General features: G+C 68.4%; 12 protein-coding genes. 7 read left to right on the top strand and 5 right to left on the bottom strand.

Going from position 1 to position 12,671, the window contains the following annotated elements; translation table 11 throughout:
* The first annotated feature begins 59 nt into the window (after positions 1–59).
* Genes acsA through LCL61_RS21730 form a run of 5 tightly spaced genes read left to right on the top strand, consistent with a single transcriptional unit; the run spans position 60 to position 5,319 of the window.
* Positions 60–1,817: an acetate--CoA ligase gene (gene acsA, locus LCL61_RS21750; protein WP_340681399.1), complete on the top strand. Its 1,758-nt coding sequence runs from the start codon at positions 60–62 to the stop codon at positions 1,815–1,817.
* Positions 1,817–2,788, top strand: coding sequence for a pyruvate dehydrogenase (acetyl-transferring) E1 component subunit alpha (gene pdhA / locus LCL61_RS21745; RefSeq protein WP_340681398.1), 972 nt, complete (start codon positions 1,817–1,819; stop codon positions 2,786–2,788). The genes acsA and pdhA overlap by 1 nt, the downstream gene beginning before the upstream one ends.
* Positions 2,785–3,759, top strand: a complete 975-nt coding sequence (locus LCL61_RS21740; RefSeq protein WP_340681397.1) for an alpha-ketoacid dehydrogenase subunit beta — start codon at positions 2,785–2,787, stop codon at positions 3,757–3,759. The genes pdhA and LCL61_RS21740 overlap by 4 nt, the downstream gene beginning before the upstream one ends.
* 1 nt (position 3,760) lies before the next feature.
* Entirely contained in the window at positions 3,761–5,065 is a 1,305-nt protein-coding gene (locus LCL61_RS21735) for a 2-oxo acid dehydrogenase subunit E2 (protein WP_340681396.1), read from the top strand.
* A complete protein-coding gene (locus tag LCL61_RS21730; RefSeq protein WP_340681395.1) occupies positions 5,062–5,319 on the top strand; it encodes a phosphopantetheine-binding protein in 258 nt (85 codons plus the stop codon). The genes LCL61_RS21735 and LCL61_RS21730 overlap by 4 nt, the downstream gene beginning before the upstream one ends.
* 46 nt (positions 5,320–5,365) lie before the next feature.
* Here LCL61_RS21730 and LCL61_RS21725 read toward each other — a convergent pair whose 3' ends face one another.
* The 5 genes from LCL61_RS21725 to LCL61_RS21705 all read right to left on the bottom strand — a co-directional run bounded on the left by LCL61_RS21725 (position 5,366) and on the right by LCL61_RS21705 (position 9,502).
* Positions 5,366–5,770 carry a DUF302 domain-containing protein gene (locus LCL61_RS21725; RefSeq protein ID WP_340681394.1) on the bottom strand — a complete coding sequence of 135 codons (405 nt, stop codon included), beginning with the start codon at positions 5,768–5,770 and terminating at the stop codon, positions 5,366–5,368.
* Between the two features lie 24 nt (positions 5,771–5,794).
* Positions 5,795–6,586 (bottom strand): sulfite exporter TauE/SafE family protein, encoded by a 792-nt coding sequence (locus LCL61_RS21720; RefSeq protein ID WP_340681393.1) that lies wholly within the window; start codon positions 6,584–6,586, stop codon positions 5,795–5,797.
* 10 nt (positions 6,587–6,596) lie between these two features.
* A complete protein-coding gene (locus LCL61_RS21715; RefSeq protein WP_340681392.1) occupies positions 6,597–7,955 on the bottom strand; it encodes an MBL fold metallo-hydrolase in 1,359 nt (452 codons plus the stop codon).
* 515 nt (positions 7,956–8,470) lie between these two features.
* Positions 8,471–8,734 (bottom strand): metal-sensitive transcriptional regulator, encoded by a 264-nt coding sequence (locus LCL61_RS21710; protein WP_340681391.1) that lies wholly within the window; start codon positions 8,732–8,734, stop codon positions 8,471–8,473.
* Positions 8,735–8,902: 168 nt separating this feature from the next.
* Positions 8,903–9,502, bottom strand: a complete 600-nt coding sequence (locus LCL61_RS21705) for an Rv1733c family protein (protein WP_340681390.1) — start codon at positions 9,500–9,502, stop codon at positions 8,903–8,905.
* A 451-nt stretch (positions 9,503–9,953) separates the two neighbouring features.
* On the opposite strand from LCL61_RS21705, the gene LCL61_RS21700 reads away from it, so the two are divergent.
* Both LCL61_RS21700 and LCL61_RS21695 read left to right on the top strand, forming a co-directional pair.
* A complete protein-coding gene (locus LCL61_RS21700; RefSeq protein ID WP_340681389.1) occupies positions 9,954–11,453 on the top strand; it encodes an APC family permease in 1,500 nt (499 codons plus the stop codon).
* A complete protein-coding gene (locus tag LCL61_RS21695; RefSeq protein WP_340681388.1) occupies positions 11,450–12,670 on the top strand; it encodes an arginine deiminase in 1,221 nt (406 codons plus the stop codon). The genes LCL61_RS21700 and LCL61_RS21695 overlap by 4 nt, the downstream gene beginning before the upstream one ends.
* Position 12,671 lies beyond the last annotated feature (1 nt).

The raw sequence follows: 12,671 nt of genomic DNA, 5'->3' as shown, positions 1-12,671 counted from the left end.
TGCCCGAGGTGGCTTGGAGCGCTTGCGGGACGACGCGATGAACCCCTCCGGAGGCCGTCATGAAATGGGCACCCATCACGAAAACGACCGCTGCGGCGAACCTCGACGGATACGAGCGCACCTGCGCGGAATTCTCGTGGCAGGACGCCGGAACCCTCCTTTCCGGACTTCCGGACGGGCTGGGGCTGAACGTCGCGTACGAAGCGGTCGACCGGCACGCCACCGGGCCGATGGCAGGAAAGACGGCCCTGCGCTGGCTGGATCGAGACGACGGAGTCCACGACCTCACCTACGCCGAACTCGCCGAACGCACGAACCGGTTCGCCAATCTCCTGGCCGGACTCGGTGTGCGCCGGGGCGAAAGGGTCTTCACGCTCCTCGGCCGTGTCCCGGACCTCTACGTCGCGACCTTGGGAGCGCTCAAAGCGGGTTGCGTCCTGTCGCCGCTGTTCTCCGCTTTCGGTCCAGAACCCGTCCGGCAGCGGCTGCAACTGGGCGAGGGTGCCGTGCTGGTGACCTCGCCGGCGCTGTACCGCCGGAAGATCCGGCGGTTGCGCGCCGAACTCCCGTCCCTGCGCCACGTGCTGCTCACCGGAAGGGACGCCGAACCGGACACCACCGCACTCGAACCGGCCATGGCGGCGCAGAGTGCCACCTACGAGATCGGCGCCACGGCACCGGAAGACCCGGCCCTCCTGCATTTCACGAGCGGTACCACCGGTACCCCGAAGGGTGCCTTGCACGTGCACGCGGCCGTCCTCGCTCACCACGTCACCGCGCGATACGCGCTCGATCTTCGCGACGACGACATCTTCTGGTGCACCGCCGATCCGGGATGGGTCACCGGCATGTCCTACGGCGTCATCGCTCCGTTGACCCTCGGTGCCACGATCATCAGCGACGAGGGCGAATTCGACGCACGCCGCTGGTATCACGTTCTCGCCTCGCAGCACGTCACCAACTGGTACACCGCTCCGACCGCGCTGCGGATGCTGATGCGCGAAGGCGGCGCGCTCGCCGGCGGCTTCGATCTTTCCGCGTTGCGGTTCATCGCGAGCGTCGGGGAACCACTCAATCCGGAAGTCGTGGTGTGGGGCCAGGAAGCGCTGAACCTGCCGGTGCATGACAACTGGTGGCAGACCGAGACCGGCGCGATCATGATCGCCAATTTCGCGAGCGAGGAGATCCGGCCGGGGTCGATGGGCAGGCCGTTGCCGGGGATCGACGCGGGCCTGCTCGAACGTGGGGACGACGGACGGGCGGAAGTGATCGGCGGGCACGTCCGCGAGATCACCGAGCCGGGAGTCGACGGGGAGCTCGCTCTCCGGCCTGGGTGGCCGTCGATGTTCCGCTCGTACTGGGGCGATCCGGCCCGTTACGGCAAGGCGTTCGCGGACGGCTGGTATCTCACCGGTGATGTCGCCCGCCGGGACGCGGACGGCTACTACTGGTTCGTGGGCCGGGCCGACGACGTCATCAAATCGGCCGGGCACCTCGTCGGCCCCTTCGAGGTGGAGAGCGCGCTGCTGGCCCACCCCGCGGTGGCCGAAGCCGGGGTGATCGGGACACCCGATCCGGTGGCGGGCGAGCTGGTCAAGGCCTACGTCTCCCTCAAACCGGGCCATGAACCCACCGAGGACCTCCGCCTCGAACTGCTCGCGTTCGGCCGCAAGGCACTCGGTGCCGTGGCGCCCAAGGCGATCGTCTTCGAACAGCGACTTCCGCATACCCGGAGCGGCAAGGTCATGCGCCGCCTGATCAAGGCACGCGAACTCGGTCTCCCGGAGGGTGACGTGTCCACTTTGGAGGGTGTGTGATGAACGGGCCACGGGCGAAACAACGACGCGAGCTGCTCCGCCAGATGATCCGGATCCGGAGGTTCGAAGAACGGTGCGTCGAGCTGTACAGCGCGGCCGCGATCCGCGGATTCATGCATCTCTGTATCGGCGAGGAGGCTGTCGCCGCCGGCATCATGCACGCCGCCGGCCCCGATGACCCGGTCGTGTCCACCTACCGGGAACATGGTCACGCGCTGGCGAGAGGCATCCCGATGGAGGCCGTGCTGGCCGAGATGTACGGGCGCACCAACGGATGCAGCCGTGGTCGTGGTGGATCGATGCACCTGTTCGACGCCGGGCACCGGTTCTACGGCGGCAACGCGATCGTCGCCGGCGGGTTGCCGGTGGCCGTGGGACTGGCGCTCGCCGACCGGATGAGCGGCAGGCCACGGGCCACCGTGTGCCTGTTCGGCGACGGCGCCGTGGCGGAAGGCGAGTTCCACGAATGTCTCAACCTGGCCGCGCTCTGGCGGCTTCCGGTTCTGTTCTGCTGTGAGAACAATCTGTACGCGATGGGCACGGCGATCGAACGCGCGCAGGCGGAGACCGATCTCGCCACCAGGGCGGCGTCCTACGGCCTGTCCTCCTGGGCGGTCGACGGGATGGACGCGGTCGCGGTCAGCGAGGCGGCCGAGCGCGCGCTGCGGAGCATCCGAGGCGGTTCCGGGCCCTGCTTCCTCGAACTGCGCACCTATCGCTTCCGGGCCCATTCGATGTACGACCCGGAACGGTATCGGGACAAATCCGAGGTCCAGGAATGGAAACGACGCGACCCGATCGAGCGGATGAGCACGCTCATGCGGGACGAAGGCGAACTCGGCGACCGGGAGATCGCGACGATCGAGTCCGAAGTGGACAAGGAGATCCGGAACGCGATCGCGGCCGCCGAAGCCGGCCCGCTCGAGCCCGTGGAAGACCTGACTCGATTCGTTTACTCGGAGCGATCATGACGAAGACGACGTACCGCGAGGCCTTGCGTGAGGGACTCCGCGAGGCACTCAAGGAAGACGATCGGGTCTTCATGATGGGCGAGGACGTCGGCCGGTACGGCGGTTGCTTCGGGGTGAGCCTCGGACTGCTGGAGGAATTCGGCCCCGACCGGATCCGTGACACGCCGTTGTCCGAGTCGGCCTTCGTCGGCGCCGGGATCGGGGCGGCGCTCGGCGGCCTGCGGCCGATCGTCGAGATCATGACGGTCAACTTCAGCCTGCTCGCCCTGGACCAGATCATGAACAACGCCGCCACCCTGCTGCACATGTCCGGTGGCGCGCTCAACGTGCCGCTCGTGATCCGGATGACGACCGGCGCCGGGCGGCAGCTCGCGGCCCAGCATTCGCACAGCCTCGAAGGCTGGTACGCGCACATCCCCGGCCTCAAGGTGATCACACCCTCGACACTGGAGGACGCGCGGGGAATGCTGCTCACCGCACTGCGCGACCCAGATCCGGTCCTGCTGTTCGAACACGGCTCGCTGTACAACGTCTCGGAGGAACTGGCCGACGACGCGGGCGCGGTGGACATCGAGCGCGCGGCGGTCCGGCGCAGCGGCAAAGACCTGACGATCACCGCGTACGGGGGCACCTTGCGCACCGCGCTGGCCGCCGCGGACGATCTCGCCGCGCAGGGAATCGACGCCGAAGTCATCGATCTTCGCGTCCTCCGCCCGCTCGACGAAGCAGCCATCCTCGCCTCGGTCACCCGGACCCATCGGCTGGTGATCGTCGACGAGGGCTGGCGCAGCGGCAGCCTGTCCGCGGAGATCGCCGCCCGGGTCGCCGAGAAGGCGCTCTACGAGCTGGACGCGCCGATCGAGCGGGTCTGCACGGCCGAAGTACCGATCCCCTATGCCAAACAGCTCGAAGAGGCGGCCATCCCGCGGCCCGCGGACATCGTGGCGGCGGCGAAGCGAGCGGTGGGCTGAGATGGCCGACTTCCTGATGCCCTCACTGGGCGCGGACATGGATTCCGGGACGATCATCGAATGGCTGGTGGCCCCGGGAGACAAGGTGCAGCGCGGTGACATCGTCGCGGTCGTCGACACCGCCAAGGCCGCGATCGAGGTGGAGTGCTTCACCTCCGGCACGGTGGAAGAGATCCTGGTTCCACCCGGTACCTCGGTGGCGGTCGGCACCCCCTTGGCCCGGATCGGCTCCGCCGAAGCCGGGAGCGAACCGGAACCGCCCGTCGCCCCACTGCCCGAACGGCCTGTTCCCGCGTTACCGGAGCAGCCGCGAAGGTCCACGATCGAGCTGGCGAGCCCACCGGCGCGTTCCTTCGCCGCACAGGTCGGTGTCGATCTGGAGACGGTGCGGGGAACCGGCCGTGACGGCCGCATCACGCACGCCGACGTCGAACGTGCCCGCCCGGACCGCCGCGCGATCGAGATCGGCGGCGGACGGCTCAAGATATCGCCTTACGCCCGGCGGCTCGCCAGGGAACGTCGTGTCGACCTGAGTTCACTCGAACCCGGCTCCGCCGACGGCGCACTGCGTGCGCGCGACCTTCCCGCCATCACACCGGCGTCCACGACACCGTCGGCCGAACCACCGCGGCACACCGCCGATCCGGTGGCACTACGGCAGACGATCGCCGCCCTGATGGCCCGCTCCAAACGCGAGATCCCGCACTATTACCTCTCCGCGACGATCGATCTGAAGGCCGCGACCGACTGGCTGCGTGAATACAACCTCGCGGTACCGGTCACCGAACGGGTCGTTCCGGCGGCCCTGCTGCTCAAGGCCACCGCGCTCGCCGCCGTCAAGGTTCCCGAACTCAACGGTCACTGGAAGGACGGCGCTTTCCGTCCGTCGGCCGAAGTGCACCTTGGTGTCGCCGTGGCGCTTCGGGGTGGCGGGCTCATCGCCCCCGCGATCGCCGACGCCGACCGGCTTTCCCTGCCGGAGACGATGCGACGGCTCCGCGATCTCGTGTCCAGGACCCGGTCCGGCTCCCTGCGCGGCCAGGAGCTGACGACCGCCACCATCACGGTGACCGATCTCGGCGACAACGGGGTCGAAGCGGTACACGGCGTCATCCACCCTCCGCAGGTGGCGCTCGTCGGCTTCGGCGCGATCACCCCGCGGCCCTGCGCGGTGGGCGACCTCATCGGCATCCGGCCGCTCGTCACCGCGACACTCGCCGGTGACCACCGCGCGACCGACGGCGCCACCGGCGCCCGCTTCCTCAAGACCGTCACAGCCTTGCTGCAGAAACCGGAGGAGCTATGACCCAGCCACTCACCCAAGACCGGGCACACGCGGCGATCCGTTCCGCGCTCCGAGGATTCGCCACCGAGGCCGATCTCGAATCCCTCGACCCCGGCGAAAACCTTCGTGAAGCACTCGAACTCGACTCGCTCGACTTCCTGACCTTCGTGGAGCGGCTTTCCGGCACTCTCGGCGGGCGGATCGAGGAGAGTGACTACGGCAAGCTGGCCACAATGGACTCCACGACGGAGTTCCTCCTCGCGCGGGAACGCTGAGAGCACCGCGGCCAGGCGACCGGTGACGTGAACCGCGAGTCTTCCGTCAGGACGCCGCGAGGGCGTCCAGAGCCGCCCGGATGCGCTTGCCCGCTTCCTCGGCGACCGGGCGGAGCTCTTCGCGTTCCGGCACTTCGATCATGACGCGCGGGTCGAGTGCCTGGACCAGGCTGCGTTCGTCACCGTCGGCGCGGACCACGACGTTGCAGGGCAGCAACAGCCCGATCATGCGGTCGACCTCCAGCGCACGATGTGCCAGCGGCGGGTTGCAGGCGCCGAGGATCACGTACGGTTCCATGTCGGCGTCGAGCTTGTCGCGCATCGTGGCCTGGACGTCGATCTCGGTCAGTACGCCGAATCCCTGGTCTTTCAACGCGGCACGCACCGCGGCGACGGCTTTCTCGTAGGGCAGGTCCAGGGTGAGGCTCAGGTCGTATTTCACGGTGACCATCTCCTTTCTCGATGGATGGGCGGTTCAGCCGCCGTGCAGGGCGGCTGGGGCGAACACGGCCGCGGCCGCGACTCCGGCGGCGACCACGAGGATCACGTAGGCGAACGTCCGCCGGACGGTCCGCTCCGGGAGCCGGTCGCCGACCTTCCCGGCCAGCAATGACGCCAAGAGGGCCACCGCGGCGAATACCGCGGCGATGTCGTAGGGCAGATCCGGCATCGTGGTGGCGTGGGCGGCCAGCCCGCCCAGTGCGGTGAGCACGATGACGACCAGTGAGGTCGCGACCGCTTCCGGCGCGGTGAGGCCGAGCAGCATGGTCAGGGCGGGGACGATGACGAATCCGCCGCCGACCCCGAACAATCCGGTCAGCACCCCGACGACCGCGCCGACGGCGAGGGCCTTGGGCACGCAGCTTCGCCAGTTCACCCCGCCCGCACCGGTCCGGCAGGCACCGTCGCGCTCCGACGCGGCGGTGAGCATCCGTACCGCTACCACCGCCATGAGCACGGCGAACGCGACCAGCAGCCAGCGGTCGGGCAGCAGTTTCCCCAGCGCGGTGCCGGCGAACGCGGCCGGGACACCGGCAGTGGCGAAGACCAGCGCCACCGGCCAGCGGATCACCTTCGACCGCCACCGCCCCACCAAGCCCCCGGCCGCGGACACCGTGACGACCAGCAACGACGTCGGGATCGCCGCGGACAGCGGGAGGCCGACCCCATAGACCAGTGCGGGGATGGCGAGGATGGAGCCGCCCGCGCCGAGCAGGCCCAGGGCGGCGCCGATGACCAGGCCGAACGCCGCCGCCAGGATCATCATGGTGGCCGCCTCAGCCGGTGGCCATGGCAAGCCCTGCCAGGGCCGCCCGGTCGAACTCGTCATCCACCGCGACGACCCGGCGCCCGGCCGCGGCGAGGACGGAGGCCGCGATCGACGCGCGGTAGCCGGCCTGACAATGCACCCACACCTCTCCGGAAGGCACCTCGCCGAGACGACCCAGCAGGTCGTGCAGCGGGATGTGCACGGCACCGTCGATGTGGTTCCGCGCCCATTCCAGGTTGCGCCGGACATCGAGAACGGTCACCGGCCGATGGTGACGGACCATGGCCAGCTCACCGAAATCCGCTCGGTGGAACGACCCGAGCGGCGCGGCGCCCGACCACGCTTCGGGCGTGCCGGTGGCCGCGGCTTCGACACGATCGATTCCGATCCGGACCAGTTCGCGCTGCGCGCCGGCGACCTGCTCCGCGGTGTCGCCGAGCAGGGACAGCGGCGTACCCCAGGGGATCAGCCAACCCAGATAGGTGGCGAAATTGCCGTCGGCACCGAAGTTCAGCGTGCCTGCCACGTGCCCTGCCGCGAACGCGGTCCGCGACCGTAGGTCCACAACCCACTCCCCTGCCTCGATCCGCGAACGCAACTCGGCCGGATCGGCGGTCTTCGGTGCGGAGAGGTCGGGGAGACCCGGGCCGGCGCTGTTCGCCGGCCCCATATGAGCGTAGTAAGCCGGGTACGCGTCCAGCCCGGCGAGCAGGCTGTCCACGTAGTCGCGCTCCTGCTGCGTCAGGACCGGGTTGATCCGCTTCTCCCGACCGATCGTCGACCGATCCGCGTCGGACTGCGTGGCCGAGCAGAAACTGCCGAAACCGTGTGTCGGGTAGACCTCGGCGTCATCCGGCAGGATCTCGGCCAGCCGATGAGCCGACGCGTACTGCCGCTTGACCAGCTCACCGGTGTGGGCGGGGCCGAGCAGGTCGGGACGGCCGGTGGAGCCGTACAGCAGCGAACCGCCGGTGAACACCGCCGGGACCCGTCCAGGCGACTCCAGCACGTAGGACAGGTGCGTGAAGGTGTGCCCTGGCGTCGCCAGCGCACGTACGCGCATCTGTGGCCCGACTTCCACCACGTCCCCGTCCTCGATCGACGCGCGTTCGAAGGACACCTTGTCCGCGGCGTTCACGTGGTAGGCCGCGCCGGTCACGCGGGCCAGCGCGAGCCCGCCGGTCACGTAGTCGTTGTGGATATGGGTCTCGAACACGTCCGTGATCCGCAACCCACGCACCTGGGCCAGGTCCAGCACCCGGTCGATATCGCGCTGAGGGTCGACCACGAACGCCGTCTCGCCGTCCTCGACGAGATAACTGCGGTCACCGAGGCTCGGAGTGTCGATGGCGATGATCTCGATCATAAAACCTCCTTATACCCCCGGGGGTATCTGACTTCCAGTGTAGCGCATCGGCCGGAACTTCGCCGGACACCTCAAAAGGCACTGCGACAGAAGGTGATTCGCCCCATCGAGACAGCGTCGCAGCACCGAGGACACATCTCCAGAGACCATGGTCCCCACTCCACCGCCGGCGGCTCACCCGGGCCGCGGGAGGCGTACACAGGTACCCCTGGGGGTATAGTGGCCGCAAAGGCCTTGTCGTGAGCCCCTTGGAGGAACACCGAATGTGCCAGCGAATCGTCTGTCCGAAATGCGGAAAGCCGTCCTATCGGGGCTGCGGCAATCACGTCGAGCAGGTACTGGGCGATGTGCCCGCAGCCCAGCGCTGTTCCTGCGCCCCCGAGCAGCCCGCACGGAAGCCGTGGCGACTGTTCGGCCGTCGCTGAAATCCCGGGCGACGACGACGGTTCGTCCCACTCGGCGCGACGCGAGCGTCTCGGTGTCGCGCCGATTCCACCCGTGGCCGGCCCGGCCCCTCAGGCCAGGGTCATGAACAGCTTTTCGAGCTCCTCGCGATCGGCGGCCCCTTGCACGGAGTCATCGGCGAGGCACTGCTCCAACCCGCTGGCGATCAGCCGGAAACCCGCCCGGTCCAGCGCACGGGAAACCGCGGCGAGCTGGGTGATGACCTCCCGGCAGTCCCGTCCGTCGTCCATCATCTGGATCAGGCCACCGACCTGCCCTTGCGCCCGCCGCAGCCGCTTGCGCACGTCCGCGACGACATCTTGGTTCAGCTCCACACCGACCTCCTCAGGTACCCCCCAGGGTACCTGGAACACGTGTGCGGTGTTCGGCGGCGCGCGGTCAGGGCCAGATCTTCCTGCCCGCCGAGAACTGCGGTCTTGAATGATCCGGCTCGGGCTCGGGGAGAGAACAGGACGAGGGCCGACGCGACAACTCCGTTCCCCTCACGCCGCGGTCCAGGTTTCCGACACCCGCCGCCATTCCCGCTCCCACGCGGCACCGCGCAGGCGACCCAGCATCGAACGACCGGCGAGGAAGAAACCCGCAAGCAGCATCACGCACACGATCCAGAAGGCGACGCCGACGCCGACCCCCTGGCCGGCCACGTCAGCGGGCGTCGCGGGCGCCTCGACCGCGTTACCCTTCGCGTCGAGCCAGATCCGTATTTCGTTGCCGGTGGTCAAGCCGGGGTCCACGGTGACCACACCCTCCCGGACAGGCCCGCCGGGGACAATCCAGCGAGCATGCGCCTTCACCGTCTCTTCGACGGGCACTCCATCGAACCGGACCTGCGCGGGCGGCGCGTCGGCCACCAGCACCGCGGTCGACTCGTGCCGGTTCGCGGCCTGCTCACCCGCTCGCCGCAACCCGGCGTCGTAGGCCTCGGACCCCACTGCCACGGCGAACGGGATCGCCAACAGGGCGACCAGGACCACACCGATCACCAGCGCGGCCTCCAGCCGATCCGACGGCCGGGCAAGCGGGTTCCGGCCGACATGAAGCCGCCGCCACACCGCCGTGGCGATTCCCGGCTGTGCTCGCATGATTTCTCCTCGGTCAGGGGCCGATCCAGCAACGAATGTCGACGGCCTGGCTTCCAGCCTCTCTCCCTGAGGGAGCACACGGGAGTGGCTGTGGACCCCTACGGACCGGGACCTTCGGCATGCCACCGTCCGATCCGGCCCTTAGGCCCACCGACCGCGGACCTAAGCCCCATGGCACCGCCGCGCCGGACGTAGATCCTCTGTTGGAGGGAAAGGCAAAGGTGTCGTATGGGCCGGTTGGCGTGAGTGGCGGTCCGGATCGCCGAGGGGCGCGGCAGAGCCGGCATGTCCGCGGGCTCTGACCTTCTCGGTACCGGGCCGCGCCGGCCCGATCGGGACGGTGAGCGGCCTGGCACGAAGGGCCGCGGACACTGGGGCAATCCACGTCACACGCCACCTTTGCCTAACCCCTCAGGTAAGTGGGCCTACGGACGGAAGATCGGAAAGACTGATGGCACAGCAGGAACGACCTGGAGACCTCGACGGAGCCGAGCCAGGCGCCGAGGCCCCGGCGGGCGGCAAGGAGTTCTCGAACCGGTTCGGCTTGCCGGCCGCGACGGCGCTGGTGGTCGGTTCGATCATCGGAACGGGCGTGTTCGCCCTTCCCTCGTCCTTGGCCCCGTACGGCTTGTCGAGTCTCCTGGCCTTCGCCTTGGTCACGATCGGCGCCTTGGCTCTGGGATCGGTGTTCGGTTGGCTCAACAAACGCGTGCCGGGCTCGGGCGGGCCGTACTTGTACGCACGGGACGCCTTCGGTGACTTCGGCGGCTTCGTCACCGCCTGGGCCTATTGGCTGACCGCCTGGGTGGGCAACGCCGGTATCGCGGTCGCCTGGGTCGGGTACGTGGAAGTGTTCGTCAACACCGATCACAACCCGTGGTGGTCGATCGCCATCGCGCTGGTCGGTCTGTGGCTGCCCGCCGCGATCAACATCTCCGGTGTCCGGAACCTCGCGTGGTTCCAGATCGTCACCACGATCCTCAAATTCGTGCCGCTGGTGTTCATGGCGACCATCGGTTTGTTCTTCATCAAGGCCGAAAACCTCGGTTCGTTCAATCCCAGCGGACTGTCGTGGGTGGGCGCCGTCTCCGCGGCGGCCGCGATCGCCCTGTTCAGCTACCTCGGCCTGGAGACCGCCTCGGTGGCCGCCGGACGCGTCCGCGACCCGCGGCGCAACGTGTCCCGGGCGACCGTGCTCGGCACCCTCGTCTGCGCCGTCGTCTACGTCCTGGGGACCGTCACGGTGTTCGGCACGGTCGGACAGCAGGCGCTGGTCGACTCCACTTCACCGTTCTCCGATTCGGCCACCGCCATCTTCGGGGCGAGCTGGGCCGGGCAGGCCATGGCCGTGGTGGCGATCGTCTCCGGGCTCGGCTGCCTGAACGGCTGGACGTTGATCTGTGCCGAGATGCCGATGGCCGCCGCCCGTGACCGGCTGTTCCCGACCCAGTTCGCCAAGCTGAGCAAGAAGGAGATCCCGGTCTTCGGCATCGTGGCCGCCACCGTGCTGGCGTCGGTGCTCACGGCTTTCGGCTACTGGAACTTCCAGTCCGTGTTCACCAACGTGGTGCTGCTGGGTGTGTTCACCGCGGTGATCCCTTACCTGTACTCCGCCGCCGCGCATCTCTACTGGCTCATCGTCCAGGGTCGCGCGCTGAACTGGCCGCATTTGATCCGCGATCTGGTCGTGACCGCCTTCGCGCTGCTCTTCAGCTTCTGGGCGCTGGCAGGCAGCGGTTACCAAGCGGTGTACTACGGAGTGTTCGCCTTCTTCCTCGGTATTCCCGTCTACGTCTGGATGAAATCCCAGCGCAAGGAGTACGGCGAAACCCCCGTCACCCCTATCCGCTACCCCGCGGACAGCCCATATTTCCTCTCCCCGAACGGGAACAACGGCGCAAGCGACAAGAACGCTTCCCCGTCGCCGTCCGAAACGCAGGAGCAGTCATGACTTTCGCCGTTCATTCGGAGGTCGGCCGGTTGCGGCAGGCCATCGTGCACCGTCCCGGACTCGAGCTCACCCGATTGACCCCACGCAACATCGGCGAACTGCTCTTCGACGACGTCCTCTGGGCCAAGCAGGCGAAGCAGGAGCACGACGCGTTCGCGGAAGCCCTGCGGGACAAGGGCGTCCGCGTGCACTACTACGGTCAGTTGCTGGCGGAAACGCTCGCGCTGCCCGAGGGCCGGACGTTCGTGCTGGATCGGGTGTGCACCCCCGAAATCCTCGGCCCGGCGCTGGTCGCGCCGCTGCGGGCCCTGTTCGACGACCTCGACGGCGAGAACCTGGCCGAGTATCTGGTGGGCGGAGTCCTCAAAGCCGACCTTTCCCCGCTGCGAGCGCGGAGTCTCCGATGGGACACCCTCGCCGCCGACGACTTCGTCCTCCCGCCGTTGCCCAATCACCTGTTCCAGCGTGACGATTCCTGCTGGGTGTACCGCGGTGTCTCGATCAACCCGATGGCGAAACCGGCCCGGCAACGCGAATCCCTGCACACCCGGGCCATCTACCGCCACCATCCGATGTTCGCCGGGGCCGGCTTCCACACCTACTACGGTGACGACGACGTCAGCCACCAGCCGGCCACGATCGAAGGCGGTGACGTGCACGTCCTCGGCGAGGGCGCCGTCCTCATCGGCATGGGAGAGCGCACCACGCCCATGGCCGTGGAGATCCTCGCCAAGGCGCTGTTCTCATCCGGACAGGCACACACCGTCGTCGCCGTGGAGCTTCCGCACTCGCACGCCACGATGCATCTGGACACGGTGATGAGTATGGTCGACCGTGCCACCTTCGTGGTCTACCCCTACTTCGACCGCGGCGCCCGCAGCTGGACCATCACCGCGGGCGAAGAGCCCTCCACGCTGAGCGTGAACGCCAACGACAGCCTCTGGCACACCCTCGCCGAAGTCCTGAAAGTCCCCGAAGTCACCCTGCTCAGCACCGACGAGGACATCCGGGCCGCCGAGCGGGAGCAATGGGACGACGGTACGAACTACCTCGCCGTCGCACCGGGGGTCGTCCTCGGCTACGAACGCAACGTCGCCACCAACACCATGCTGCGCAAACACGGCATCGAAGTCGTCACCATCGCCGGAAGCGAACTGGGACGCGGCCGTGGCGGCCCGCGCTGCATGACCTGCCCGATCGACCGCGACCCGAGCTGAA

Origin of the sequence: Amycolatopsis coloradensis (genome assembly GCF_037997115.1) — a bacterium.
In the GTDB taxonomy this organism is placed as follows: Bacteria; Actinomycetota; Actinomycetes; order Mycobacteriales; family Pseudonocardiaceae; genus Amycolatopsis; species Amycolatopsis coloradensis_A.
The sequence above is the reverse complement of the archived record's forward strand: the minus strand, read 5'-3'. Positions and strand labels throughout refer to the sequence as shown.